The organism is Methylobacterium sp. GXF4, from assembly GCF_000272495.1.
Taxonomy (GTDB): domain Bacteria; phylum Pseudomonadota; class Alphaproteobacteria; order Rhizobiales; family Beijerinckiaceae; genus Methylobacterium; species Methylobacterium brachiatum.
Genome location: NZ_AKFK01000053.1, coordinates 25356 through 49869, shown reverse-complemented (window position 1 = coordinate 49869; position 24514 = coordinate 25356). Strand labels below are relative to the sequence as shown.

Here is a 24514-nt window from a genome sequence, read left to right as displayed (position 1 = left end):
TACACATGCCGGACGGGTTGCTTTGACCTTGCGTGCACCGTCGGCTCATGAACAAAATCGACACCGGCATCGGAATCAGCCGCCGCTATCTCCATGACGAGGTGGCGGACCGGATGCGGGAACTGATCCGCTCCGGGGAGATGGAGCCCAAGGCGCGCATCAACGAGGGCGAGTTGACCGAGCGCTTCGGCATCTCGCGCACGCCGCTGCGGGAGGCCATCAAGATTCTGGCGACCGAGGGGCTGCTCGAGCTGCTGCCGAACCGCGGGGCGCGGGTCGCCAGCATCTCGGAGACGGAACTCGAGGAGATGATGGAGGTGATCGCCGGGCTCGAGGCCACCGCCGGCGACCTCGCCTGCCGGACGATCTCCGAGGCCGAGATCGACGCGATCGAGGTCGATCACAACGCGATGGTGGCGGCCTGGAAGAGCGGCGACGAGGCCGGGTATTTCAGCTACAACCGGCGGATCCACGAAGGCATCATGGCGGCCAGCCGCAACGGCGTGCTGGCCAACATCTACGAGAGCCTGTCGGGCCGGATCCAGCGGTCGCGCTACTCCGCCCGGCAGACTCCGGACCAATGGGCCCGGGCCGTGTCGGAGCACGAGCGCATGATCGCGCTGCTGCGCGCCCGGGACGGGGCCGCCCTGGCGGTGCTGATGCGCGAGCACATCCGCGGGAAGAAGTCCGTGATCGCCGCCAATTACGGGGTCGCAGAGGCCGGCTGAGCGGTCATCTCGAACCAGAACGAGGCGCCCGGCGTGCGGGAATCGTTCGGGTAGAGGAACGGGATGTCGGGGCGGGCGCCGCGGGCGGCGAAGACCGCCTTCACCCGGGCGCTCGTCGCCGGATCCTGACAGAGATACATCACCGGGGCGGTCACCCGGAACGGCGGGGCGCCGCATAACAGCATGGCGGCCAGCAGGTACTGCTCGTTGTAGAGGCGGCAGTTCCACGCGGCCGGGTAGTCGTCCGGGATGAAGATGTCGTGGATCTGGACGATCACGCCCGGCGCGAGCCGCGGCATCACTTCGAAGAAGAACACCGTCACGTCGGAATTTGCGAAGGAGCGGTGCGATCCGTCGAAGAAGACGATGTCCCCGGCCCGCAGCTCTTCGAAGAGTGTGAGGTCGCAGCCTTCGAGGGGCGCGCGAAGGGTCTGATCGCAGATCGCGTCGATCTCCCGCCGAGGCATCGGGTCGATCGAGGTGATCGTGGTCGGCAGGTTCAGCGCGTCGATCGTGTAGCGGGCAAAGCAGGTCGAGCAGCCGGAGCCGATCTCGAGGTAGCGAGCAGGCCGTTTCCAAGCCAGCATCGTCATCAAGGCGGCCGCGTCGAGCGCGGTGAACCAGGTGTTGTTCCAGTGCGGCGTCACAGGGTCGGCGACGCGGGATTCGTGCGGGATGCTGTGGAGCAGGTCGGCCTGGCCCTCCAGCGCGTCGAGGAAGGCTTCGTAGGCCACGCTCTCCCGGGCGAGGATCGAGCGGAGCTGGCCGTGCGGCGGGCTGCCGGGCGTCCAGCGGGAGGACGGCACCACCGGGTGGTAATCGTGGACCGTGTGGCTCCAGCGGAACGGCTCCGTGCTCGCCCGGAAGATGTCGACGCCGGCCCGGCGCCCCGCGCTTCTCACGATGTCCTTCAGCATGCCCGTCCTCGCTCTCACGAGGCGACCTTGCTCAAGCTGCAACTTCTAGTCGAGTCAGAACGCGGGGCTACGCAATCGTCCCGGTGCGCACGATAGGGCGCGCATTCGCCGGCTCAGGCAGCGTTCGGCGCCCAAAGGCCGGCGACCAGATCGGTGAAGCGGTCGCCCTGGACAATGACGTGGCTGCGCAGGGCCTCGGCCGCGCGGATCTCGTCGCCGGCGACGATCGCGGCGACGATCGCCTCGTGCTCGGCGAGCGATTGCGGGAGTCGCTGGCGGACCCGCAGCTGCAACCTGCGGTAAGGCGCCAGGCGGCGATGCAGCGACAGGGCCTGCTCGGCCAGGAAGGCGTTGCGGCTCGCCCGGTAGACCACCGTGTGGAACACGTAATTCTCGGCGTAGTAGCTCTCGGTATCCTCCTGGGCCATCGCCGCTTTGCAGCCGGCGAGCGCGACCTGCAGGGCCTCGGCATCCTCCGGAACCAGGCGGCGGGCGGCGAGCCGGCCGCAGGCGGCTTCCATCTCCGCCATGGCCTCGAACATGGCGAGCAGCAGGTGCGGTTCCGGCGCGCTCACGATGGCGCCGCGCCGCGGCTTGGCCTGGACGAGGCCGGTGGCGGCGAGCTGGAGCAGCGCCTCCCGGATCGGGGTGCGTGAGACTCCGAAGCGCGCCGCGAGCTGGTTCTCGTCGAGCCGCGACCCGAGGGCGAGCTCGCCCGAGACGATCTCGTCCTCGATCCGCTGCCGCAGCCGCTGGGCGTGACTCATCCCTCCGGTCCCTCCGCGCCGACAGGCCGGCGCCGCATCTGCCCGATCCCTGGCTCACCGCCGGGCTTGATGCCAATCAAATATGCTCCACCGTTGACAAAATATACAAGACGGTTTTTCTTGCATACAAGCACTGCAAGACAATATTGCGGCGCACAAAATCATTGCCGCCAAGAGTGCGGCGCGGGAGAGAGCAATGACGCCGACACGTCGCACGCTGGTCGCGGCCGCCCTCACGGCGCCCGCCATCCTGAGATTCGGCCTCGGCGCCGCCCAGGCCGCCACGACCCTGAAGCTGTCGCACCAGTTCCCGGGCGGGACGATCGACGAGGGCGATTTCCGCGACCGCATGTGCCGGAAATTCGCCAAGGCGATCAACGAGCGCTCGCAGGGCGCCCTGGAGGTCCAGGTCTATCCGGGCTCGTCGCTGATGAAGACGAACGCCCAGTTCGGCGCCATGCGCAAGGGCGCCCTCGACATGTCGCTCTACCCCAGCCCCTACGCGGGCGGCGAGGTGGCGGAGCTGAATATCGGCCTGATGCCGGCGCTGGTGACCTCCTACGCCCAGGCGGTGGCGTGGAAGTCGGCGCCCGTGGGCCGGAAGCTGACCGAGCTGCTGGAATCGAAGGGCATCGTCCTGGTCTCGTGGGTCTGGCAGGCCGGCGGCGTCGCCAGCCGCGAGCGGCCGCTGGTCGCGCCGGCCGACGCCAAGGGCATGAAGGTCCGCGGCGGCTCCCGCGAGATGGACCTGATGATGAAGCAGGCCGGCGCCGCGACGCTCTCGATCCCGTCGAACGAATCCTACGCGGCCATGCAGACCGGCGCCTGCGACGCGGTGATCACCTCGTCCACCAGCCTGATCTCGTTCCGGCTGGAAGAACTGTCGAAGGCCCTGACCTCGGGTCGAGAGCGCTCCTACTGGTTCATGCTCGAGCCGATCATGATGTCCAAGACCGTGTTCTCCGGCCTGCCGAAGGACCAGCAGGACCTGATCATGGCGGTGGGCGCGGAGCTCGAAGCCTTCGGCCAGACCGGGGCCAAGGAGGACGACACCCGGGTCGAGCAGATCTTCTCCAAGGCCGGCGCCAAGGTCTCGCAGCTCGACGAGCAGGTGCTCGGCCAGTGGCGCGAGCTCGCCCGCGAGACAGCCTGGAAGGACTATGCCGGCCGCAACGCGAGCTGCGCGGAACTGCTGAAGCTCGCGGAGCAGGTCGCGTGAGCCACGGCTTCGACGCGGCCACCGCGATCCCGGATGCGAAAGGCGCGGAGGAGCCCCGGCTCCCCGGCCTGCTCGGCCTCTTCGACCGGGCGCTACGCGGCATCAACCGCGTGATCCTCGGGCTGGGCGGGCTCTGCCTCGTCGCGGCCTGCCTGGTGCTGAGCCACAGCGTCGTCGTCCGCTACCTGCTGAAGGAGCCGACCGACTGGCAGGACGAGATGGCGGTCTTCCTGATCGTCGGGGCGACCTTCTTCTCGGCCGCCGGGGTCCAGGCCAAGCGCGGCCACGTCGCGATCGAGGCGCTGACCGGCCTGCTGCCGCCGGCGGTCAACCGGATGCGGCTGATCTTCGTCGACGTGGTCAGCCTCGCCTTCTGCGCGTTCTTCGCCTGGAAGAGCTGGACGCTGGACCACGAGGCCTGGATCGACGGCCAGACCTCGCAATCGACCTGGGGGCCGCCGCTCTGGATCCCCTACACGCTGATGGCCGCCGGCATGAGCCTGCTGTGCCTTCAGTTCATCCTGCAGATCGCCGAGGCGCTGCTCTACGGGCCTCGGGCGGCCGGCTGGGCCAAGCCGAAGATCGGCATCGGCGCCGACGTCAACAAGGACATGCACGGCGCGCCCGGGGTCACGCCCCGGGGGCCCGATCCGATGGGCCAGACGATCGACGCGAGGGTGAAGTGATGAGCACGGCGGCGATCGGCTTCCTCTACGCGGGGGCCACCCTCGGGGCGATGCTGTCGGGCATCCCCATCGCGTTCGCGCTCGGCGCCGTGGCCCTGGCCTTCATGGTCGTGTTCATGCCGGGTGCCTCCCTCGATACGGTGGCCCAGAACGTCTACGAGGAGATGGCCTCGATCACCCTGCTGTCGATCCCGCTGTTCATCCTGAAGGGCGCGGCGATCGGGCGGTCCCGGGCGGGCCAGGACCTCTACTCGGCGATGCATGCCTGGATGCACCGCATTCCCGGCGGTCTCGGCATCGCCAACGTCTTCGCCTGCGCGCTGTTTGCCGCCATGGCGGGTTCGAGCCCGGCGACCTGCTCGGCGATCGGATCGGCCGGCATTCCGGAGATGCGCAAGCGCGGCTACTCGCCGGGCTTCGCCGCCGGGATCATCGCGGCCGGCGGCACGCTCGGCATTCTGCTGCCGCCCTCGATCACCATGATCCTGTACGCGGTCGCCTCCGAGCAATCGCTCGGGCGCCTGTTCCTGGCCGGGATCGGGCCGGGGCTTCTGCTGGTCGCCCTGTTCGCCGCCTGGGCGATGTATCGGTTCCGCTCGGAATTCTCCGCCGCCAAGGCGGTGGTGGAGCGCGGCGGCCCGGCCTCGCCGATCCTGGCCGACGAGCAGTACAGCATGGCCCAGCGCTTCTCGACGCTGCCGCGGGTGCTGCCCTTCGTGGTCCTGCTCACCGGCGTGATGGTGGCGCTCTACGGCGGCTACGCGACGCCGTCCGAGACGGCCGGCCTCGGCGGCCTGCTGGCGCTCGGCCTGATCGCGGCGATCTACGGCGTCTGGCGGTTCCGGGACGTCAGCCCGATCCTGGTCGCGACCCTGCGGGAATCGACCATGCTGATGCTGATCATCGGCATGTCGCTGCTCTACGCCTACGTGATGAGCTACCTGCACCTGTCGCAATCGGCCGCGGCCGCGATCGTGGCGATGCAGCTCTCGCCCTGGGTGCTGCTGGTGACGATCCTCGCCCTGGTGATCGTGCTCGGCTTCTTCCTGCCGCCGGTCTCGATCATCCTGATGACCGCGCCGATCATCCTGCCGCCGCTCAAGGCCGCGGGCTTCGATCTGGTGTGGTTCGGCGTGGTGATGACCATCACCATGGAGATGGGCCTGATCCACCCGCCGGTGGGCCTGAACATCTTCGTCATCAAGAACATCGCCCCCGACATCCCGCTCTCGGACATCATCTGGGGCACCCTGCCCTTCGTGATGCTGATGGCGGTGGCGATCCTGATCCTGTGCCTGGTCCCGGGCATCGCCATGTGGCTGCCGGACCTGCTGCTGGCGACGACGCGGTAGGAAAGGCTTCCCCGCGAATGGCGGCGCCGGTAACCTTGGCTGCGTGACCGGCGCCGCCGCCCTATCTAACGACGATGACCGACCTTCAGACCATCCAGATGCTGCGCACGGCGAACGTGATCGCCGAGGACGAGATCGACGCCAGCGTCGAGGCGTTCCTGAGCGGGGCAGTGTCCGAACCCTACCGCTTCCGCAGCGGCCACCGCCTCAACCTGGTCAAGGCGGTGCGCAGCCATCCCGGGGCGCAGGAATTCGTCGGCCGGGCCAATGTCGGCACCCTGTTGAAGCGGCCGTTCGTGCGGGCGGCGATTTTGCAGGCACGGCCGATGAAGGGGTGAGCGCGCGTCTCCCGCGCACGCTCTCATCCTGAGACGCGCCCGCAAAGCAGGCGCCACCTCAGGACGAGGAGAGCATCTCGGATCTCGCTCGCCTCGACAGCGCCGATCCCGTCATTGCGAGCGCGGCGAAGCAACCCGGAGCCGCGGGTGTTCTTGGACCGCAACGGCGCCCCGGGCTGCGATCCGGCTCAGCGCCCCTCGGACCGCTTCACAACCGACGCGACGGTGTTCTTCTGGGACGGGGCCGCAGCGTTCATCTTCGGCACCGGCTTCTTCGGCTTCTTCGTCTCGCGGTTGCCGCGTTGCTTCTCGATGCTCATGGGGCCGTCCTCCGGAGCGTGACGGCGGTTTTTTGCGCCGGGCCGACCCGTACGGCCGCCCGTCACAGGCGGGGACCTACGATCCGCAGTCACCGGAGCCTGAAGCCGCCGTTCCGGTAATGCGGCGAGCCTGCGCCCGAACGACCGCAAAAGATAGTGTCCTCACCACGCGAAGCCTGTTCGGCCGCAACCCTTTGAACGGCCCTGGCGGACGGCACAAGCTTTGCCATAATGCGTGGCTGATCTGGCGCGCATCGCCGCTCGGGCCGCCTCTATTTCAGGGACACTTGCATGAGCCTCGAATCTGTCCGGGCGTTCTTCGCCGAGAGGGCGCCCGACATCGCGGTGATCGAGCTGACCACCAGCACCGCCACCGTGGCCGAGGCCGCTGCCGGCCACGGCGTCGCCCCCGCACAGATCGCCAAGACGCTGTCGATCCGGATCGGCGACCAGGTCGCCCTCGTGGTCACCCGCGGCGACGCGCGGCTCGACAACAGGAAGGCCAAGGCCGTGTTCGGCGGCAAGGTCCGGATGCTCGACCTCGCCGAGGTCGAGGCGGCGACCGGCCACCCGGTCGGCGGGGTCTGCCCGTTCGGGCTGATCGCGCCGCTGCCGGTCTATTGCGACGTGTCGCTGAAGGCCTTCGACGAGGTCGTCCCCGCTGCCGGCAGCACCCACAGTGCGGTCCGCATCGCACCGGACCGCATGGCAACGCTGACGGGAGCCGCCTGGGTCGATGTCTGCCAGGAGCCGGGGTGAGCGGCGGCTCCTAGCGCCCGCTCCAGGCCGGGGTGCGCTTGCCCAGGAACGCCTCCATGCCCTCGCGGAAATCCTGGCTCATGTAGCACATCAGGATCAGGTCATCGCCGGGATGCGGGGCGCCGTCGGCGGTCGGCTCCTCCTCGGCGAGGCGGCGCAAGCCTTCCTTGGTGGCCTGCATGGTCAGCGGCGCGTGGCCGGCCAGGAGCTGCGCCAGGGCGTCGACCCGGACGGTCAGCGCCGCGCAATCGTCCACGACCTCGCCGACGAGGCCGATGGCCAGCGCCTCCTCGGCGCCCACGAGCCGAGCGGTGAAGATGATGTCCTTGACCCGGGCCGGGCCGATCAGCCCGGAAAGCCGCTTGAGATTGCCCTGGCTCAGGCAATTGCCGAGCGTCCGGGCGATGGGGAAGCCGAACCGGGCGTCGCGGGTCGCGACCCGCAGGTCGCAGGCCGCCGCGATGGCCGCGCCGCCGCCCGTACAGGCGCCCGCGATCGCCGCGATGGTCGGCACCCGCAGCCGCTCCAGGGCGCCGAGCACCCGGTCCATGAAGCGCTCGTAGCCCAGCGCGTCGTCGGCGGTCGCGAAGCCGCGGAACTGGGCGATGTCGGTGCCGGCCGCGAAGGCCTTGTCGCCGGCGCCGGTGATGATCAGCGCCTTCACGGCCGGGTCGGCGGCGATCGCCTCGCAGCAGGTGATCAGCCCCTGGTACATCGCGAAGGTGAGCGCGTTGCGGGCCTGCGGCCGGTTGAGGACGATCCGGGCGATCCCGGCCTCGTCGGTGGTGAACAGCAGCTCGTCGGTGGCGGGCGTGGCACTCATCGCAGGTCCTCTGGGGTTCAGGCCACGGTCTCGCGGACCACGCCCCGGTCGATCAGGCCGTCGATCTCGGAGGCGGTGTAGCCGGCTTCCGCCAGGATCGCCCGGGAATGCTCGCCGAGCAACGGCGCCGGGCCGTGGACCCGGCCGGGCGTGTCCGAGAACTTCACCGGCAGGCCCAGCGTCTTCATCCGGCCGACCCGGCTGTGCTCGACCTCCACCACCATCTCGCGGGCGAGCGTCTGCGGATCGCGGTGCATGGCGTTGACGTCGAGCACCGGCCCCGCCGGGACGCCGCCGGCTTCGAGGCGGGCGAGCCAGGCCTCGGACGTCTCCGCCCTGAAGATCGGCGCCAGGGTGGCGGCGAGGTCGTGACGGTTGGCCATGCGGTCGCGGTTGAGCGCGAAGCGCGGATCCTCGGCGAGCGCCTCCGAGCCGATCGCCTTGAGCAGCCGCAGCCAGTTGGTCTGGTTGGCTGCCCCGATGGTGATCCAGCCGTCCGCCGTCTCGAACGCCTCGTAGGGCGCGTTCAGCGGATGGGCCGAGCCCATCGGTCCCGGGGCGATGCCGGTTGCCATGGCGATGGCCGATTGCCAGTAGGTGTGGGTGATCCCGGCCTCGAACAGCGAGGTGTCCACCGCCTGGCCCTGCCCAGTCTTGAGCCGGTGGGCATAGGCCGCGAGCACGCCCATGGCGGCCAGGATCCCGGCGGTGATGTCGGTCACGGGCGGCCCGCACTTCATCGGCGGGCGGCCGGGCCCCTCCCCGGTCACCGACATGAGCCCGCTCATGCCCTGCGCGACCAGGTCGAACCCGGCCCGGTCGGCATAGGGCCCGGTGCGGCCGAAGCCCGAGAGCGAGCAATAGACCAGGGCCGGGAATTCCTGCCGCAGGGTCTCGTAGCCGATGCCCAGCCGCTCCATGGTGCCGCCGCGGTAATTCTCGATGAGCGCATCGGCATTGGCGAGCAGGCGGCGCAGCACCGCGACGCCGTCGGGGTTCTTGAGGTCGAGGCTGAGGCCGCGCTTGCCGCGGTTCATCATCATGTAGGCGGCGCTCTCGCCCTCGAGCGCCGGCGGGACGGTGCGACGGGTGTCGTCGCCCTCCATCTTCTCGACCTTGATCACCTCCGCGCCCATGTCGGCGAGCATCAGCCCGCAGACCGGGCCGGCCATGATGTGGGCCAGCTCGATCACCCGCATGCCGGCAAGCGGCCCCGAACGTCCCGTCTGTTCCGCCATCGCGGCGCTACTCCCCAGCCGGCACGGTCGCCACGGGGCCGACCGGCCCGGTGACGGGATCCACGAATTCGCGCTCGGGATGCATCGTGAAGGCCAGGGCGGCGCCGAGCAGGCAGAGCCCGACCGAGCCGACGAAGGGCAAGGTCCAGCTGCCGGTCAGGTCGACGATCAGCCCGAACACGATCGGCGAGACGATCGCCGCCACCGCCGAGCCGGTATTCATCAGCCCGCTGGCGGTGCCGGCATATTTCGGGGCGATGTCCATCGGCACCGACCAGATCGGCCCGATCACCAGCTCGGCGAAGAAGAAGCCGGAGGAGAGCAGCAAGGCCACCAGGGTCAGGTCGCGGGTGAGGAAGACCCCGGCCAGGCTCGCGGCCGCGCCGAGGAAGCCCACCACGATCACCGACAGGCGGGCGAGCTTCACGTTGCCGGTGCGATGGAGGATCGAGTCGCTCAGCATGCCGCCGACCGTATCGCCGACGACGCCGGCAAAGAAGACCCCGGAGGCGAACAGGGCCGAGTTCTTGAGATCGAGGCCGTAATTCTCCTTGAAGAAGCTCGGCAGCCAGCCGAGGAACAGCCACAGGGTCCAGCCGTAGCAGAAATACGTGATCGTCACCGGCAGCATGCGCCGGGTGAGCGCACCCCACGGCACCGATTGCTTGGCCCCGACCTTCTTGGGCGGCGGCAGGGCCTCGAGCTCCTTGGCCGTGATGGTCGGGTGATCGGACGGGTCGTCGCGGAAATACAGGTACCAGATCGCGACCCAGACGAAGCTGACCCCGCCCAGGATCACGAAGCTGGTGCGCCAGCCGAAATGGTACATCAGGAACGCCACGATCGGCGGCGCCACCGCGTTGCCGAGCCGGGCGAAGGCGTGGGTGATACCCTGGGCGAAACCGCGCTTGCCCGGCGCCGTCCAGTTCTGCATCGCCCGGGTCGCGGTCGGGAAGGTCGCGCCCTCGCCGAAGCCCAGCAGCACCCGCGCCAGGAACAGGCTGATCAGCCCGCCGACCAAGCCGGTGAGGATCGTGGCCGAGGCCCAGATCATGCCGCAGACGAGGAGCGTGCGCCGGGCGCCGAACTTGTCGCCGACCGAGCCGCCGATGACCTGGAAGATCGCGTAGGGATAGGCGAAGGCCGAGAGGATCAGACCGAAATCGGTCTTCGACATGCCGAATTCGCGAATGATCTCGGCGCCGGCGGTCGCGATGTTCACCCGGTCCAGATAGGTGATGAAATACATCACGCAGAGCAGGCCGAGCACGCCATTGGTGGCGCTCATGCGCTTGAGCATCGACGGTTCCTCCGCTCTGACGGCGCCGCGTTTTCCGGTCGCCCGGCGCCTCGTCACGGGGACGGGCGCTCTTTGGTATTCGTTATTCAAACGCCTCTTGCACCGGAAGGCAACCGTGCGTCGAGGGGGGTGGGCACGAATTCAATCTGTCGGCGGAAACGCGAAACGGGAGCCGTGGGGCTCCCGTTTCGGTTTATCGATTGAGGAAGTGCAGATGCTCGGAGCGGGTCCGAACGCGGCCTCTCTCACCGACGATCTTATCGTGCGGCGCCGCATCCGAGCGACCCCTCCAGCCAGCCGTGCGATGTGTGGACGCTCTGTCCGTTGGGGTGTTTGCCGTAGGCTATCGTGCGTGTGGCCGACACAAGCCCTCGCAGAGACAGCTCAAGCACCACGCCGTCATTCCGGGACCGCAAAGCGGAGCTCGGAATGATAAGTTCGATGCTGAAGCCTCAGGATGAAGAGGAGGCGTGGATCTCCACGACCTCCCCGCTCAGGATCCTGCTCAGACCGTGGCCGGCTGCAGCTGCCCGGTCTCCGTCTCGGTGCCCAGCGCCTTGCCGCGGGGGCCGACCCAGCTGCCCACCCATTTGCGCTGCCAGAGCATCAGGCAGCCGAGCACCGCGGCGGTGAACACCGCGTAGCCGATGAAGCCCAGCGAAAAGGAGCCGGTATATTGCTTCGACAGGCCCATGACGTTGGGCAGGATCGCGCCGCCGAGCGCCCCGACCTCGCCGATCATCGACCCGGCGACCGCGGTGTTGGTCGGCCAGCGCAGGGGCACGAGCTGGAACAGGGCACCGTTGCCGGCGCCGAGGGCCGCGAAGCACAGCATGAACAGCAGCGTGGTCACGGCGAGCGAGGGCGTCGCCATCAGCGACAGGAAGGTGGCGATCGCTGCGAGCAGCACCACCGACAGGACCGCGATCCCGCCCATCCGGTCGGCGTAGTAGCCGCCGACGATCCGGATGCCCGAGCCCATGAAGGCGGCCAGCATGGTCAGCCGCCCAGCCTCGACCTTCGTCACGGAGAATTGCTCGTAGAAGAAGGTCGGCAGGAAGTTCGACAAGCCGACGAAGCCGCCGAAGGTGATCACGTAGATCAGCGAGAACGCCCAGCCGTCCTTGGTGAACAGGCAGGAGACGTGCTCCTTGAACGACTGGTGGGCGTTGTCCGGCGGCTCCTTGGCGAACACGATCATGACCGCGAGCGGGATCAGCATCACCACGCCGGCGAAGGCGTAGGTGGTCTGCCAGCCATAGGCCTGGGCCAGCGGCGGGGCGAACAGCACGGCCAGCACGGTGCCGGAATTGCCGGCGCCCGCGATGCCCATCGCCAGCCCCTTGTGCTCCGGCGGGAACCAGCCCGAGCCGAGCGACAAAGCCACCCCGAAGGAGGCCCCGGCGATGCCGAGCAGCACGCCCATGGCGAGCACGTCGTTGTAGGACGACACCACGAAGTATCCGTAGGCCATCGCCATCATGATCACGGTCATCTCCGTGATCGCCGCGTTCTTGCGGCCGATATACTGGGCCAGGATCCCGAGCGGGAAGCGCATCAGCGCCCCGGCGAGGATCGGCAGCGAGATCATGAACCCGGTCTGGGCCGGGGTGAGCTTGTAGGTCTCGGTGATGAACGGGCCCATGGCGCCGTTCAGGACCCAGATCGCGAAGCAGAAATCGAAGTAGAGGAACGCCGCGAACAGCGTCGGGGGGTGACCCGACTTCATCGCCGTCTTGAAGCTGGCCATAGCAGGTGCTCGTCTTATGAGAGGCGAACCGCCACGCGGTCGCTCATGCCGGGGATCCGGACTCACACCGTCCGCTGTTTGAGAGCGCCGTTGCTCCACCGCCGCAGCAGGCGCGGCCTGAACCGCAATGCAGCATGCGTGCCAGCTTCGAAGGATCGGAGGCGGCCCCAGCGTGGCCCTCAATCGCCTCACCCGTCCTTGCGCGCGCAAGGATCCGGCGGACGGCAGCCCGCGCCGCGCACGACCCGCGCCCTCCCCTATCATGAGGCGCCGCAGCGCGGCAGAGGCTTCAAAGGAGGGCTACGCTTCGCCCCACATATCAGGATAAGGCGGCGCGTGGGATGGTCAGGCAAATTTTCGTGAAGGCCCCTCACCTTGGCGAGACGGCACAGCCAGCCGTCAAACCTGATCACGCCCGAAAGCGGGATTGCCCGTGATCCAGGCAGCATTGCTTGGGAATCGGGCGTGCCAAGAAAACGTCCCGATCACCGGCACGACACGACGGTGCGGACGATCCAGCCTTCCTGCGGCACCCAAAACTTGCGGCGGGCGCGGCCGCAATCGCGCTCGGGCTGGGTTCCCGCGGTCCAGGTTCCGGCCGGCGCGGAGGCTCTCGGCGGCTCGGCCGTGGCGGCGCGGCGCGCCTCGGCGCTCGGCCCCAGAACCAGGGCGGCGGCCAGGATCGCCGCGCCCCATAGAATGTTCGCACGCACGACCGAGATCCCTCGCACGGCGCAGATGCCGGCCGTCGCCATCAACCTTGCGTTGAGGGACGAAGCAAGCCCGAACCGCTCCGGACCCGGCGCCGTCCCGTCCGTTCCTCCGGCAGGGTGAACGGCGGCGCAACCGGTAGAGGCAGGAACGCAACACAGGTGAAGAGAAGTACCAGACGAGACATCGGACGACGGTCATAGGGGACTTCCGCAACTTGGCGATGCCGCGCGATCCTTGCTAAGGCCTGGAATGAGCGTGGCCTTGTATTCGTGTCGGTCAGCTCGATCGCGCGCCGCCGCACGATTTCGGTGACGCCGCGCCATCCAGGGAAAACCGAGCCATGTCCGCCCCGATCCGCCGCCTGTTCCTGGCCGGCTTCACCGTCCTCGCGCTCGCCTCGGCAGCGCACGCCCAGGGCCGCGGCCCGGTCGCCGAGTCCGGCATCGATGGGTTCGGCGACGACGGCCAGCTCTACCAGGACCAGAACGGCGCGCTCTATGTGCGGCGCGGCGACCGCTACCTGCCCTATACCGGCCGGCCCCCGGTGGTCCGCCCCGCACCGCAGGCCGCTCCGGCGCCGCAATCCGCCCCGGTCTACGCCCCGGAGGACGAGGATCCGACGGTGCAGCGTCGCCAGGCCGGAGCGCCTCCGGCCGAAGGGCTGTCGCCGATCGAGGCGGCCAAGGCCAAGGCCGTGCTGCGCGCCCCCGATGACGGGCCGATCGACTATGCCAAGGCCTACGGGCCCATCACTGACGACGTGTTCCCGATCCAGGCCTTCAACTACAAGAAGATGAACCAGGCCTTCCTCCGGCAGGAGATCGCCTATAACGGCCCCTACGAGCCGGGCACGATCATCGTCGACCCGCGCGCGCACCAGCTCACCCTGGTCGAGCCGGGCGGGCGGGCGCGCCGCTACGGCGTCGGCGTCGGCAAGCAGGGTTTTTCCTGGTCCGGCACCGCGACAGTGAACTCGAAGCAGGCCTGGCCGGACTGGTACCCGCCCAAGGAGATGATCGCCCGCAGCCCGAAGCTCGCCAGCGAGGTCGACAAGCTGCAGAGCGGGCTCGGCGTCGCCGGCGGCCTGCGCAACCCGCTGGGCGCCCGCGCCATGTATCTCTGGCAGGGCAACAAGGACACGCTGTTCCGCATCCACGGCACCCTCGAGCCGTTCTCCATCGGCAAGAGCGTGTCCTCGGGCTGCATCCGGATGATCAACCAGGACGCGATCGACCTGTTCAGCCGGGTCAATGTCGGCTCGAAGGTCGTCGTCCTGAACTGATCCCGTTCGGGACTTGGGGGGCGCCGTCAGCTCAGGCCGCGGCGGTGCTCCCCCAGGATCCGCCGGACCGTGCCGGCCTCGGAGCGGTAGACCACCGTCTCGGTCTGGATCCGGTCGGGCCGGAACCGGACGCCGCGCAGCAGCGCCCCGTCGGTGACGCCGGTGGCGGCCACGATCACGTCGCCGCTGGCGAGATCGACCAGATCGTATTTCCGGTTCAGATCCTCGATGCCCATCTCGGCGGCGCGTCGGCGGCGCTCCGGCGTGTCGAGGATCAGCCGTCCCTGCATCTGGCCGCCGATGCACCGCATCGCGGCGGCAGCCAGCACCCCTTCGGGCGCGGCGCCGGTGCCGAGATAGATGTCGATGCCGGTCTCGGCGGGGCTCGCCGTGAAGATGATCCCGGCGATGTCGCCGTCCGAGATCAGCCGCACCGCGGCGCCGGCCGCCCGCACCTCGGCGATCAGGCCGGCATGGCGCGGCCGGTCGAGGATCAGTGCCGTGATCTGGTCGGGCTCGACGCCCTTGGCCCGGGCGAGCGCCGCGATGTTGTCGGCTGGGCTCGCGTCGAGATCGACCAGGCCTGCCTTGTAGCCGGGGCCGATCGCGATCTTCTGCATGTAGACGTCGGGGGCGGCCAGCAGCGAGCCGCGCTCGGCCATGGCCATCACGGCGATCGCGCCGGGCATGTCCTTGGCGCAGAGGGTCGTGCCCTCGAGGGGATCGACCGCGATGTCGACCTCGGGCCCCTCGCCGCGCCCGAGCTGCTCGCCGATGAACAGCATCGGCGCCTGGTCGCGCTCGCCCTCCCCGATCACCACGGTGCCGCGGATCGGCAGGCCGTTGAGCTCGTCGCGCATCGCGTCGACCGCCGCCTGGTCGGCGGCCTTCTCGTCGCCCTTGCCGCGCAGCCGCGCCGCCGCGATGGCGGCCCGCTCCGTCACGCGGGCGAGCTCGAGGGCGAGCGTGCGCGGAACGCCGCGCGGTTCGGACTTGGGGGCCACGGCCATCGCTTCCTGCCTGTGTCCGGGCCCGATCTTGAGGTCGGATCCCGGTTGGATCGTCGTCGACCGACGCCTGTCGGCCTACGCGTGCCGCAAGAATATCACTTATCTTGCATCAGGCGTGAGGCGCAACGCGCGGAGATTGCATTCTTATTCACGCTCGATGCGGATCACCTGGGGCGGCTCGGCGAGCAGCCCGTCGGCGCCGATCGCGTCGAGGGCCGCGCGGATGCTGCCCTCGGTGGCCGCGTAGGTGATCAGCACCAGCGGCACCGGCCGGCCCGACCGTCCGCGCGGATCGGACCCAGCCCCCTCGGTGCGGCGCTGCAGGATGCTTTCCAGGGAGATCTCGCGCTCGGCCATCCGCTGGGCGACGCCCGCGGCGACGCCGGGGCGATCATGCACGGTCAGGCGGATGTAGTAGCCGCCCTCGTGGCGCTGCATCTCCACGCGCTCGCTGGCGCGCATCGCGGCGGCCGGCACCCCGAAGGTCGGGCGCACGATCCCGCGAGCGACGTCGGCGATGTCGGCCACCACCGCGGAAGCGGTCGCCTCACCGCCGGCGCCCGGGCCGATCAGGGTCAGCTCGCCGACCGCGTCCGCGTCGATCGTGACCGCGTTGGTCACGCCCATCACCTGGGCGATGGCCGAGGATTTCGGCACCATGGTCGGGTGGACGCGCTGCTCGATCCCGGCCTCCGAGGCCTGGGCGACGCCGAGCAGCTTGATCCGGTAGCCGAGCTCGTCGGCCATGCGCAGGTCGAGGGGCTGGACCCGGGAGATGCCCTCCACCGAGACGCCGTCGGCATCGATGGCGGTGCCGTAGGCCAGGCTCGTCAGGATCGCGAGCTTGTGCGCGGTGTCGAAGCCCTCGACGTCGAAGGTCGGGTCCGCCTCGGCATAGCCCAGGGCCTGCGCATCCTTCAGGCAGGCCTCGAAGGTCAGGCCCTCGCGCTCCATCCGGCTGAGGATGTAATTGCAGGTGCCGTTGAGGATCCCGTAGACGCGGGCGACGGCGTTGCCGGGCAGGCCCTCGCGCAGGGTCTTGATCACCGGGATGCCGCCGGCCACCGCCGCCTCATAGGCGAGCGCGACGCCGTTCGCCTCGGCGAGGGCGGCGAGCGCCGCGCCGTGCCGGGCGAGCAGGGCCTTGTTGGCGGTCACCACCGTCTTGCCGGCCTGGAGCGCCGCCTCGACCACGGCCTTGGCCGGCCCCTCGGCGCCGCCGATCAGCTCGACCACGCAATCGACCTCGCCCGAGCGCGCCAGCGCCACCGGATCGTCGAACCAGGTGACGCCGGCGAGATCGAGCCCGCGGTCGCGGCTGCGGTCACGGGACGACACGGCGGCGACGCGGATGTCGAGGCCGGAAGCGGTCAGGGTGTCACGGCGGCGGGCGATCATCCGGACGACGGACGCGCCGACGGTGCCGAGCCCGGCGACGCCGATGCGGTAGCTCACTGTCATGATTCCTTCCGTGCCGGGCGCCCGCAGGTGACCGGGCCTCCGATGCGCCGCATCTCTGCAAGAAATCCGGCCCGCCCGCAAGAAAACCGCCGGCCCGGTCAGCCCAGGACGGTGCGGTGCCGAACCGCGGTCGCCACCAGGGCGTAGAGCACCAGGGCGTTGAGCAGGTGCCAGAGCGCGTGCGTCCCGGTGGGCAGCACCGCGCAGGCGGTCCGGTCGATGGTGCGCGCGGTGAGCGAGATCAGGAACAGCACGCCCACGACCAGGAGCCGCCGGCCGGTCCCGACGAACCGGGTCTCCGGGCGGTCGAGTGCCGCCACGGTGAACAGCGCCAGCACCGCCGGCAGGTAATCGATCGACCCGTTGGTGAGGGCGGAGACGTCGGACCCGGTCAGCCCGTCGAGGGTCGGCACCAGCGTGAAGCTGAACAGCACGAAGCCGGCGGTCGCCGCCTCGACCCGCAGGCGCGGCAGCTTCAGGAACCGGTGGAGGGCCAAAGCCAGGTAGGCGACGATGAACAGCGTGATCGGGATGACGTCGGCATACATCGCCCAGGTCACCGCCAGCGTGTGGAACAGGAATGAGCCGATCCCGACCACGGCGATCAGCCCCGCGAGCCCCAGGCAGGCGCGGTCCGGCGGATCGGCCGCGCGGGCGCGGCGCGCGGACGCCGCCGCCGCCGCCAGGAAGGCGACGTTCGACGCCGCGTTGAGCGGTTCGGCCCAGAAATCCGGCCCGGTCCGCTCGCAGTAAGCCATGACCGGCTCGAACCACCCCATCGTCATTCCGGTGCCTATACCTCCCCAATCTTGCGCAGTCGTGGCCTTGTCAGCGCGGCGCGAAGCGCGGATGACGGCCGGGTGGCGACCGGAAGCGAGGCGATGCGGATCACGACCTGGAACGTCAACTCCATCAAGCAGCGGCTGCCGCATCTGCTGGGGTTTCTCGACGAGGCAAAGCCCGACGTGGTCTGCCTGCAGGAGTTGAAGTGCCAAGACGACGCGTTCCCGCGCGCCGAGATCGAGGGCGCCGGCTACGCGGTCGAGACGCTCGGCCAGAAGGCCTATAACGGCGTGGCCCTGCTGGTGCGCGCACCGCTGGCCATGACCGAGATCCGCCGCGGCCTGCCGGGCGACGAATCCGACGAGCAGTCCCGCTACATCGAGGCGCTGATCTCCGGGCCCGACACCAAGCCGGTGCGGGTGGCCTCGATCTACCTGCCGAACGGCAATCCGGTGGACAGCCCGAAATACCCCTACAAGCTCGCTTTCATGGAACGGCTGCGGATCCACGCCCGCGCCCTGATGGAGGACGAGAAGGCCGTGGTTCTGGCGGGCGACTACAACGTCATCCCAGACCCCGCCGACGCGGCCGATCCGGAGGCGTGGCGCTCCGACGCGCTGTTCCTGCTTGGGACCCGGGCGGCGTTCCGGGCCATCCTGGCCGAGGGCTACACCGACGGCCTGCGTGCCTGCGATCCGCGGGACGGGCTCTACACCTTCTGGGATTACCAGGCGGGGTGCTGGCAGCGGAATGCCGGCATCCGCATCGATCACCTGCTGCTCTCACCGCACGCCGCCGACCGCCTGGTCTCGGCCGCCGTGCAGAAGCACCTGCGCGGTTTGGACAAGCCGTCCGACCATGTGCCGGTGACGGTGGAGCTGACGGCGGGGTAGCGCGCGGCCGCGAGGGAGCGATCGGGCTTCGGCACGGGATAGATCCGCCACGCGAATGGATCTTGGATCGTCGCTCGTCGGAACCGCGGGCCGCCCCAGGGCGGGTTGAGAGGCTCCTCCGCGCGATGGGGAGATGTCGCGACAGCTCCCCTCCGCTTGCAGGGGCTACAAGGTTGGCGCAGCGGCTTGGCAGGCCGCGACACGCCCCCTCTCCCGTGCGGGAGAGGGTTGGGGTGAGGGGCTCGATCTTTCCGGATACGGCGCATCCCTCACCCTGTCCCTCTCCCGCACGGGAGAGGGAACCCGCGCCACAGCCCGGATGGCTCGCGTCCCTCCCGTATGAATCGACGATGAGCGCATCCACCAGCGGCTGACCGCAGCCTCACCGCAACGGCGAGGCACCCTGCGGCAGCGCGATCGTCGAGGTCGCGTCCGCGATCTGGTCGGGGCCGCCCTTCGGCGGCCAGAGGCCGGCGCCAATCGCCTGAGCGCGCAACTCGGCCCGCTGCTGCAGGCTGTCGAAGGCCCAGATATGCGTGATCCGCGGCGGCCCATCGAGGGCGTACAGGTTCACGACGAGATGCGCGGTGTAGGCCTGAGCCGGCGCGATCGCGGCCTCCCACGCCGCCAGCGTCGGCGCGAGGCCGCCGGGCTTGAGGCGGTAGGTCCGGACCTCGTACACCCCGCCGCGATCCCCGGTGCGGATCGGCGGCAGGAACGGGAACGGCGCGTAGCTGTCCATCTCCAGCGCCGTCACCACGTTCCCCGCATTGAACGGGTTGGCACTGAGCAGGGCGCGTCGGCGCTCGGCGGTCATGTCCTCCGGCGCCGCGAATCCCCGCAGCACGATGAGCCGCCCCAGCGCCCCGAACTCCGTTCGCCAGCAGCCCAGGAGCTGTCCCTTGGCCTCGGCGTCATCCACCCAGGCATGGACGCCCTCGGAGGCCTGCCCGAGGGCAAGCAGGGGGCAGGAGAGCGTGGCGAGTTCGTAGAGCATGGGCACCTCGGCGTGTTCGAGCCTCCAAAGCTCGGGCGGCCGTTCGGTTGCCCGCAAAAGCGCCCGGCGACCCAGCCGCATCCGCCAAACCGGTTGACTGCGCCCCGCGGCTCCGGTGGAGGACAGGGGCGCCCCGCACCCACACAGGTGGACTGACCCGACATGCCGGCCCGCCCCCTCATCCTGTTTCCCGATGCCCGGCTGTCCCGGCCGGCCAGCCCGGTCGACGATTTCGGGCCCAGCCTGAAAGCCCTCGCCGACGACGTGCGGGACACGCTGCTCGCCGTGAGCGCTATCGGCCTGACGGCTCCGCATATCGGCGTTCCGGAGCGCGTCGTGGTGATCAGGCTGTCACCGGATGAGGACCTGCGCGTCTACGTGAACCCGGAAATCCTCTGGGCGTCGCCCGACACGGCGATGCATGACGAGGGCAGCGTCAGCATGCCGGGCGTGCGCGAGCGGATCGCGCGGCCCACCCGCCTTCGCTTCGGCTATCGCGATTTCGACGGATCGACCCACGAGGAGGAAGCGGACGGCTTTCCGGCCGCAGTGATCCAGCACGAGATCGATCAACTCGACGGGATCTTCTGGATCGACCGCCTGTCGCGATTGAAACGGGACCGTCTGCTCAAGCGGTTCGAGAAGACGAAGTCGACGAAAGCAGTATAGCTTATCGGTTTACCGTCAACGCCCATGTCGAGTCGAAGGCTTGGGAAAGCTGCGATTGCAACGTAGCTGGTCACGACCCTAGAAAGGCGCCGCCTTTCCGGGGGATTCGATCATGATCATCTACGGCAGCAGCATCTCGCCCTTCGTGCGCAAGGTCCTTGTAGCCTTGAATGAGAAGGGCATCCGTTACGAGCACGGGCCGGTGGCGCCGCAGGCGGAGGATGCCGATTTCCGGGCGGCGAGCCCCATGGGCAAGATCCCGGCGATCGACCATGACGGCTTCCGGCTGGCCGATTCCAGCGCGATCCTCGACTACATCGAGCACCTGTCGCCGCAGCCGGCGCTGATCCCGGCCGACGCTCGGGGCGCGGCCCGCGCCCGCTGGTTCGACAAGTTCGGCGAGGTCGAGCTCGATCGAAAGCTCTCCGTCGTCTTTACGGAGCGGTTCCTGAAGCCGCGGCTGTTCAAGGTGCCGGGCGACGAGGCGCTGGCGCAGCAGGCGCTCGACACACATCTGCCGCCGCTGTTCGACTATCTCGAATCCCAGATCTCCGGCCCGTTCCTGGTCGGCGGCGCCTTCGGGATCGGCGACATCGCGGTCGCGGCGCCGTTCCACAATCTCCGGCTCGCGCAGGTCGAGGTCGATGCGGCGCGCTGGCCGAAGCTCGCCGGCTGGGTGGCCCTGACCCTCGACCGACCCGCCTTCGTCACGGCGATCGCGGCCCCGGCCTGGTGAGCCGGCGCGGCCTTTTGCGCGAACGCTGCGCAGGGCCCGGTCGGCAGGAGGCCGATCGGCCCTATCTTCATCACCCTGGACCGACGGATCGACATCCGCCGGTCCCCTCCCCGATGGAAATGTGATGATCGTCTACGGCACCGGCTACTCGCCCTACGTCCGCAAAGTCCTGGTCTCGCTCGCCGAGAAGAACGTGCCCTATGAGCACAGGCCGGTGATGTTCCACGCGCCCGACGCGGATTTCCAGGCCGCGAGCCCGCTTGGGAAGATCCCGGCCATCGAGGATGGCGGGTTCAAGCTCGCGGATTCCTCGGCGATCCTCTGGTATCTGGAGCGCAAGCACCCGACGCCGGCTCTGGTCCCGTCCGACCCGCAGGCCCTGGGCCGCGCGGTGTGGTTCGACAAGTTCGGCGACACGGAGCTGTTCGCCAAGCTCGTGGTGCCGTTCGTCGAGCGGATCCTGAAGCCCAACATGATGGGCAAGCCCACGGACGACGCCGCGGTCGCGAAGGCGCTGAACGACGATCTGCCGCCGCTGTTCAACTGCCTCGAGCGGGAGATCTCCGGCCCCTACCTGGTCGGCGACGCGTTCAGCATCGCCGACATCTCGGTCGCCACGGGCTTCTACAATTTCCATCTGGCCGACGCGCAGGTCGATGCCGGACGCTGGCCCAAGCTCGCGGCCTACATCGCCGAGACGCTGGCGCGCCCGTCCTTCAAGACCGCGCAGGACGCCAAGAAGGGCTGAGCCCGACCGGCGGCGGCTTCAGTGCCGCCGCCGGATCGAGCCGACGGTCTGGAGCTGGCTCTGGGCCTCGGCCCGGTCATCCTCGTTGGCGGCCGCCCAGTTCTTCTCGTAGAGCGCGACGATCCAGTCGTCCTTGCGGCCCTCCGCACCCTCGCGGGCGAGCGACAGCCACATCAGGCCCTTCACGCGCTGCACCGGCACGCCGCCCAGACCGTTGATCAGCATGTCGCCGAGCAAAGCCTGCGCCGGGTGATGGCCCTTCTCGGCCGCCAGGTTGAACCACCGCGCCGCCTGCCGGGGATCGGCCTCGACACCGGTGCCGTCGAGGTAGAGGCGGGCGAGATTGTACTGGGCGTTGGGCTCGCCGTAATACGACGCCGCGTAGTTGAACATGTCGTAGGCGCGCTCAGGGTTCGGGCGCACATAGGTGCCCTTGATCCCCTCCAGAAAGTAGGTCCCCAGCGCCGTGAACGCGCTGCCGGTCACGGCCGAGTTCTGCGGATCCGGGCCATCGTCGGTGCTGGCATCGGCGATCCGGGAGAAGAACTCGAACGCCTTCAGGTCGTCATGGGGCACGCCGTCGCCCTCGGCGTACATCCGGCCGAGCTTCCACAGAGCGAGGGCGTGGCCCTGGCCGGCGGCGTATTCGAGGGCACGGGCGGCACCCTGCTTGTCGCCGGCATTGTACTCGCGCACGCCGGCCCGGAGCGCGTCCTTGGCCGAGCGGTAGCTCTTATCCGCCACCGGCACCTGGACCGGCGCGCGCACGCTCGCATCGAGCGCCCGCGGCGCGTCGGTGGGCAGGGCGAGCAGGACCAGGACGCCGGCTGCGGCCGCGATCTGGCTGAGGAAGCGGGACCGACCGGGATCGGCCCCGGCCGGCGCCCTGCGCCGGCTGAGGTCAGTCCTAGACGTCCGCATAGCTCTCCGTCTCCTTGGCGCCGCCCGGATGGGTGACGGCGCCGTACAGGGCCGGGCCGACGCCCTGCGCGTATTTCCAGAGGTAGCCCGAGGTCGCGGCGTTCGTCCGCGGCGCCCAGGCCTTGCGGCGCTCGGCGAAGTCCTCGTCGGACAGGGCGACGCTGAGCGTCCCCTGGATCGCGTCCAGGGTGATGATGTCGCCGTCCCGGATCAGGCCGATCGGGCCGCCCACCGCCGCCTCGGGGCCGACATGGCCGACGCAGAAGCCGCGGGTGGCGCCGGAGAAGCGCCCGTCGGTGATCAGCGCGACCTTGTCGCCCATGCCTTGACCGTAGAGGGCCGCGGTGGTGGACAGCATCTCGCGCATGCCGGGGCCGCCGCGCGGACCCTCGTAGCGGATCACGAGCACGTCGCCCTCTTTGTAGGTCCGCGACTGCACCGCCTCGAAGCAGGCCTCCTCGCCGTCGAAGACCCGGGCCGGGCCGGTGAAGACCTGCTTTTCGGCCGCCATGCCGGCGACCTTCACGATCGCGCCCTCGGGGGCGAGGTTGCCCTTGAGGCCGACGACGCCGCCGGTGGGGGTGATCGGGCGGTTGGCCGGGTAGACCACATCCTGGTCCGGGTTCCAGGTCACCCGGTCCATGTTCTCCGCGATGGTGCGGCCGGTCACCGTCAGGCAGTCGCCGTGCATGAAGCCGTGGTCGAGCAGGGTCTTCATCAGCAGCGGGATGCCGCCGACCTCGAACATGTCCTTGGCGACGTAGCGCCCGCCGGGCTTGAGATCGGCGATGTAGGGCGTGCGCCGGAAGATCTCGGCGACGTCGAACAGGGTGAACTCGATGCCGCACTCATGCGCGATCGCCGGCAGGTGCAGCGCCGCGTTGGTCGAGCCGCCGGAGGCGGCCACCACGGTGGCGGCGTTCTCGAGCGCCTTGCGGGTGACGATGTCGCGCGGGCGGATCTGCTTGGCCAGCAGCTCCATCACCTTCTCGCCGGCGGTGGCGCAGAACTTGTCCCGGATCTCGTAGGGTGCGGGGGCGCCGGCCGAGTAGGGCAGCGCCAGGCCGATCGCCTCGGAGACAGTCGCCATGGTGTTGGCAGTGAACTGCGCGCCGCAGGCGCCCGCCGACGGGCAAGCGACCTGCTCCAGCTCGTCGAGGTCTTCGAGGCTCATGTCGCCGACCGCGACCTTGCCCACCGCCTCGAACAGGTCCTGCACGGTGACCGGCTTGCCGCGGAACGAGCCGGGCAGGATCGAGCCGCCGTAGATGAAGATCGACGGCACGTTGAGGCGCACCATCGCCATCATCATGCCGGGCAGCGACTTGTCGCAGCCGGCCAGGCCGACCAGGGCGTCGTAGGCGTGGCCGCGCATGGTCAGCTCGACCGAGTCGGCGATGACCTCGCGGGACGGCAGCGAGGCGCGCATGCCGCCATGGCCCATGGCGATGCCGTCGGTGACCGTGATGGTGCAGAACTCGCGCGGGGTGCCGTGGGCCGCGGCGACGCCCTTCTTCACCGCCTGCGCCTGGCGCATCAGCGAGATGTTGCAGGGGGCGGCCTCGTTCCAGCAGGAGGCGACACCCACCAGCGGCTGGTGGATTTGCTCCCGGGTCAGGCCCATCGCGTAGAGATACGAGCGATGCGGAGCCCGGTCAGGCCCCTCCGTGACGTGACGGCTGGGCAGCTTCGACTTGTCGTTCAAACGCGTGTCCATCTACCCGAACCAAGCCTTCGCGCCGCCAGTCCCGAGGGTGCAGGAGACCGCGGCGCGTCGCCGTTCGCGATGCGCCGGGAGGGCCGTCCGCGTGCTCGGGAAATCCTCGTTTCGAAACGGTAAATCGTTGTCGAACTTGCCGTTTACCGCAGTTGTTGAGGTGGGCTCGGACTATGGCGGGATCGCGGCGTTTGCGGGCAGGTCTCAGGGCAGACCCGGGATCGTTTTACGGTGTTGCGACCCCGCCACAGCCACGCTTCGGGTCGATTGCCGGCATGAGATTAGGTTAAGGATAATCCTTCGGCTGCTTAACGCGGCAGATCAGGCTTAAACGAGACGGGTTCCAAGGCTTAGAGACGCGCCGTACCACTGGCGCCATGCAGCCG

At 69.3% G+C, this 24514-nt stretch carries 25 protein-coding genes; 11 read left to right on the top strand and 14 right to left on the bottom strand.

All coding sequences use genetic code 11. The features are described from left to right. The first annotated feature begins 47 nt into the window (after positions 1–47). On the top strand, positions 48–728 hold the full coding sequence (locus tag WYO_RS10475) for a GntR family transcriptional regulator (RefSeq protein ID WP_007562069.1): 681 nt from the start codon (positions 48–50) through the stop codon (positions 726–728). Here WYO_RS10475 and WYO_RS10470 read toward each other — a convergent pair. Together WYO_RS10470 and WYO_RS10465 are read right to left on the bottom strand one after the other, a co-directional pair. After that, positions 704–1645, bottom strand: coding sequence for a class I SAM-dependent methyltransferase (locus WYO_RS10470; RefSeq protein ID WP_007562067.1), 942 nt, complete (start codon positions 1643–1645; stop codon positions 704–706). The genes WYO_RS10475 and WYO_RS10470 overlap by 25 nt on opposite strands. A gap of 113 nt (positions 1646–1758) precedes the next feature. Further along, positions 1759–2412, bottom strand: a complete 654-nt coding sequence (locus WYO_RS10465; RefSeq protein WP_007562065.1) for a GntR family transcriptional regulator — start codon at positions 2410–2412, stop codon at positions 1759–1761. A gap of 196 nt (positions 2413–2608) precedes the next feature. Here WYO_RS10465 and dctP point away from each other — a divergent pair, with 196 nt between their 5' ends. The 4 genes from dctP (at position 2609) to WYO_RS10445 (ending at position 6007) form a co-directional block, all read left to right on the top strand. Further along, positions 2609–3631 carry a TRAP transporter substrate-binding protein DctP gene (dctP, locus tag WYO_RS10460; RefSeq protein WP_007562063.1) on the top strand — a complete coding sequence of 341 codons (1023 nt, stop codon included), beginning with the start codon at positions 2609–2611 and terminating at the stop codon, positions 3629–3631. Beyond that, a complete protein-coding gene (locus WYO_RS10455; RefSeq protein WP_007562061.1) occupies positions 3628–4317 on the top strand; it encodes a TRAP transporter small permease in 690 nt (229 codons plus the stop codon). Before dctP ends, WYO_RS10455 begins: the two co-directional genes overlap by 4 nt. After that, complete coding sequence (locus WYO_RS10450) at positions 4317–5669, top strand: TRAP transporter large permease (RefSeq protein WP_007562059.1); 1353 nt, start codon at positions 4317–4319, stop codon at positions 5667–5669. The genes WYO_RS10455 and WYO_RS10450 overlap by 1 nt, the downstream gene beginning before the upstream one ends. A gap of 74 nt (positions 5670–5743) precedes the next feature. After that, entirely contained in the window at positions 5744–6007 is a 264-nt protein-coding gene (locus WYO_RS10445; protein ID WP_007562057.1) for a hypothetical protein, read from the top strand. Between the two features lie 188 nt (positions 6008–6195). On the opposite strand, the gene WYO_RS32370 is transcribed toward WYO_RS10445, so the two are convergent. Beyond that, complete coding sequence (locus tag WYO_RS32370; protein WP_007562055.1) at positions 6196–6327, bottom strand: hypothetical protein; 132 nt, start codon at positions 6325–6327, stop codon at positions 6196–6198. 291 nt (positions 6328–6618) lie between these two features. On the opposite strand from WYO_RS32370, the gene WYO_RS10435 reads away from it, so the two are divergent. Further along, the gene (locus tag WYO_RS10435; RefSeq protein ID WP_007562053.1) at positions 6619–7086 is read left to right on the top strand and encodes a YbaK/EbsC family protein; all 468 of its coding nucleotides are present in this window, start codon (positions 6619–6621) and stop codon (positions 7084–7086) included. Positions 7087–7096: 10 nt separating this feature from the next. Here the strand turns inward: WYO_RS10435 and WYO_RS10430 are convergent, their stop codons facing one another. From WYO_RS10430 to WYO_RS10410, 5 genes are all read right to left on the bottom strand, one after another. Continuing rightward, positions 7097–7909, bottom strand: a complete 813-nt coding sequence (locus WYO_RS10430; RefSeq protein ID WP_007562051.1) for an enoyl-CoA hydratase/isomerase family protein — start codon at positions 7907–7909, stop codon at positions 7097–7099. Positions 7910–7926: 17 nt separating this feature from the next. Continuing rightward, a complete protein-coding gene (locus WYO_RS10425) occupies positions 7927–9147 on the bottom strand; it encodes a CoA transferase (RefSeq protein ID WP_007562048.1) in 1221 nt (406 codons plus the stop codon). A gap of 7 nt (positions 9148–9154) precedes the next feature. Beyond that, on the bottom strand, positions 9155–10447 hold the full coding sequence (locus WYO_RS10420; protein WP_007562046.1) for an MFS transporter: 1293 nt from the start codon (positions 10445–10447) through the stop codon (positions 9155–9157). Positions 10448–10952: 505 nt separating this feature from the next. Beyond that, positions 10953–12197 carry an MFS transporter gene (locus WYO_RS10415; protein WP_007562044.1) on the bottom strand — a complete coding sequence of 415 codons (1245 nt, stop codon included), beginning with the start codon at positions 12195–12197 and terminating at the stop codon, positions 10953–10955. A 485-nt stretch (positions 12198–12682) separates the two neighbouring features. Continuing rightward, entirely contained in the window at positions 12683–12910 is a 228-nt protein-coding gene (locus tag WYO_RS10410) for a hypothetical protein (RefSeq protein ID WP_128754979.1), read from the bottom strand. 341 nt (positions 12911–13251) lie between these two features. Here WYO_RS10410 and WYO_RS10405 point away from each other — a divergent pair, with 341 nt between their 5' ends. Then, on the top strand, positions 13252–14193 hold the full coding sequence (locus WYO_RS10405; protein WP_007562040.1) for a L,D-transpeptidase: 942 nt from the start codon (positions 13252–13254) through the stop codon (positions 14191–14193). A 26-nt stretch (positions 14194–14219) separates the two neighbouring features. Here the strand turns inward: WYO_RS10405 and glpX are convergent, their stop codons facing one another. The 3 genes from glpX to WYO_RS10390 form a co-directional block, all read right to left on the bottom strand. Next, on the bottom strand, positions 14220–15203 hold the full coding sequence (gene glpX, locus WYO_RS10400) for a class II fructose-bisphosphatase (protein ID WP_007562038.1): 984 nt from the start codon (positions 15201–15203) through the stop codon (positions 14220–14222). 144 nt (positions 15204–15347) lie between these two features. Further along, the gene (locus WYO_RS10395) at positions 15348–16664 is read right to left on the bottom strand and encodes a homoserine dehydrogenase (RefSeq protein WP_007562036.1); all 1317 of its coding nucleotides are present in this window, start codon (positions 16662–16664) and stop codon (positions 15348–15350) included. A gap of 98 nt (positions 16665–16762) precedes the next feature. Beyond that, on the bottom strand, positions 16763–17449 hold the full coding sequence (locus tag WYO_RS10390; RefSeq protein WP_039902682.1) for a ceramidase domain-containing protein: 687 nt from the start codon (positions 17447–17449) through the stop codon (positions 16763–16765). A 96-nt stretch (positions 17450–17545) separates the two neighbouring features. Between WYO_RS10390 and xth the strand changes: the two genes are divergently transcribed. Next, positions 17546–18340 (top strand): exodeoxyribonuclease III, encoded by a 795-nt coding sequence (gene xth / locus WYO_RS10385; protein WP_007562032.1) that lies wholly within the window; start codon positions 17546–17548, stop codon positions 18338–18340. Between the two features lie 382 nt (positions 18341–18722). Here xth and WYO_RS10380 read toward each other — a convergent pair whose 3' ends face one another. Continuing rightward, the gene (locus tag WYO_RS10380; RefSeq protein ID WP_007562031.1) at positions 18723–19337 is read right to left on the bottom strand and encodes an NIPSNAP family protein; all 615 of its coding nucleotides are present in this window, start codon (positions 19335–19337) and stop codon (positions 18723–18725) included. Between the two features lie 162 nt (positions 19338–19499). Here WYO_RS10380 and WYO_RS10375 point away from each other — a divergent pair, with 162 nt between their 5' ends. From WYO_RS10375 to WYO_RS10365, 3 genes are all read left to right on the top strand, one after another. After that, entirely contained in the window at positions 19500–20006 is a 507-nt protein-coding gene (locus tag WYO_RS10375; protein WP_007562028.1) for a peptide deformylase, read from the top strand. Positions 20007–20118: 112 nt separating this feature from the next. Then, the gene (locus WYO_RS10370; protein WP_007562026.1) at positions 20119–20742 is read left to right on the top strand and encodes a glutathione S-transferase family protein; all 624 of its coding nucleotides are present in this window, start codon (positions 20119–20121) and stop codon (positions 20740–20742) included. Between the two features lie 124 nt (positions 20743–20866). Continuing rightward, entirely contained in the window at positions 20867–21490 is a 624-nt protein-coding gene (locus tag WYO_RS10365; protein WP_007562025.1) for a glutathione S-transferase family protein, read from the top strand. Between the two features lie 18 nt (positions 21491–21508). Here WYO_RS10365 and WYO_RS10360 read toward each other — a convergent pair whose 3' ends face one another. Together WYO_RS10360 and ilvD are read right to left on the bottom strand one after the other, a co-directional pair. Then, positions 21509–22411 (bottom strand): tetratricopeptide repeat protein, encoded by a 903-nt coding sequence (locus WYO_RS10360; protein ID WP_007562022.1) that lies wholly within the window; start codon positions 22409–22411, stop codon positions 21509–21511. After that, entirely contained in the window at positions 22398–24128 is a 1731-nt protein-coding gene (gene ilvD / locus WYO_RS10355) for a dihydroxy-acid dehydratase (RefSeq protein ID WP_007562020.1), read from the bottom strand. The genes WYO_RS10360 and ilvD overlap by 14 nt, the downstream gene beginning before the upstream one ends. Positions 24129–24514: the final 386 nt, after the last annotated feature.

Bases quoted from the DNA above. Each gene is read 5' to 3' on its own strand.
- WYO_RS10435 (WP_007562053.1), top strand. From the start codon at position 6,619: ATGAGCCTCGAATCTGTCCGGGCGTTCTTCGCCGAGAGGGCGCCCGAC.
- WYO_RS10445 (WP_007562057.1), top strand. From the start codon at position 5,744: ATGACCGACCTTCAGACCATCCAGATGCTGCGCACGGCGAACGTGATC.
- WYO_RS10420 (WP_007562046.1), bottom strand. From the start codon at position 10,447: ATGCTCAAGCGCATGAGCGCCACCAATGGCGTGCTCGGCCTGCTCTGC.
- WYO_RS10360 (WP_007562022.1), bottom strand. From the start codon at position 22,411: ATGCGGACGTCTAGGACTGACCTCAGCCGGCGCAGGGCGCCGGCCGGG.
- WYO_RS10405 (WP_007562040.1), top strand. From the start codon at position 13,252: ATGTCCGCCCCGATCCGCCGCCTGTTCCTGGCCGGCTTCACCGTCCTC.
- WYO_RS10425 (WP_007562048.1), bottom strand. From the start codon at position 9,147: ATGGCGGAACAGACGGGACGTTCGGGGCCGCTTGCCGGCATGCGGGTG.
- WYO_RS10390 (WP_039902682.1), bottom strand. From the start codon at position 17,449: ATGACGATGGGGTGGTTCGAGCCGGTCATGGCTTACTGCGAGCGGACC.
- dctP (WP_007562063.1), top strand. From the start codon at position 2,609: ATGACGCCGACACGTCGCACGCTGGTCGCGGCCGCCCTCACGGCGCCC.
- glpX (WP_007562038.1), bottom strand. From the start codon at position 15,203: ATGGCCGTGGCCCCCAAGTCCGAACCGCGCGGCGTTCCGCGCACGCTC.
- WYO_RS32370 (WP_007562055.1), bottom strand. From the start codon at position 6,327: ATGAGCATCGAGAAGCAACGCGGCAACCGCGAGACGAAGAAGCCGAAG.
- WYO_RS10395 (WP_007562036.1), bottom strand. From the start codon at position 16,664: ATGACAGTGAGCTACCGCATCGGCGTCGCCGGGCTCGGCACCGTCGGC.
- WYO_RS10475 (WP_007562069.1), top strand. From the start codon at position 48: ATGAACAAAATCGACACCGGCATCGGAATCAGCCGCCGCTATCTCCAT.
- WYO_RS10450 (WP_007562059.1), top strand. From the start codon at position 4,317: ATGAGCACGGCGGCGATCGGCTTCCTCTACGCGGGGGCCACCCTCGGG.
- WYO_RS10380 (WP_007562031.1), bottom strand. From the start codon at position 19,337: ATGCTCTACGAACTCGCCACGCTCTCCTGCCCCCTGCTTGCCCTCGGG.
- WYO_RS10430 (WP_007562051.1), bottom strand. From the start codon at position 7,909: ATGAGTGCCACGCCCGCCACCGACGAGCTGCTGTTCACCACCGACGAG.
- WYO_RS10365 (WP_007562025.1), top strand. From the start codon at position 20,867: ATGATCGTCTACGGCACCGGCTACTCGCCCTACGTCCGCAAAGTCCTG.
- WYO_RS10470 (WP_007562067.1), bottom strand. From the start codon at position 1,645: ATGCTGAAGGACATCGTGAGAAGCGCGGGGCGCCGGGCCGGCGTCGAC.
- ilvD (WP_007562020.1), bottom strand. From the start codon at position 24,128: ATGGACACGCGTTTGAACGACAAGTCGAAGCTGCCCAGCCGTCACGTC.
- WYO_RS10465 (WP_007562065.1), bottom strand. From the start codon at position 2,412: ATGAGTCACGCCCAGCGGCTGCGGCAGCGGATCGAGGACGAGATCGTC.
- WYO_RS10370 (WP_007562026.1), top strand. From the start codon at position 20,119: ATGATCATCTACGGCAGCAGCATCTCGCCCTTCGTGCGCAAGGTCCTT.
- WYO_RS10375 (WP_007562028.1), top strand. From the start codon at position 19,500: ATGCCGGCCCGCCCCCTCATCCTGTTTCCCGATGCCCGGCTGTCCCGG.
- xth (WP_007562032.1), top strand. From the start codon at position 17,546: ATGCGGATCACGACCTGGAACGTCAACTCCATCAAGCAGCGGCTGCCG.
- WYO_RS10415 (WP_007562044.1), bottom strand. From the start codon at position 12,197: ATGGCCAGCTTCAAGACGGCGATGAAGTCGGGTCACCCCCCGACGCTG.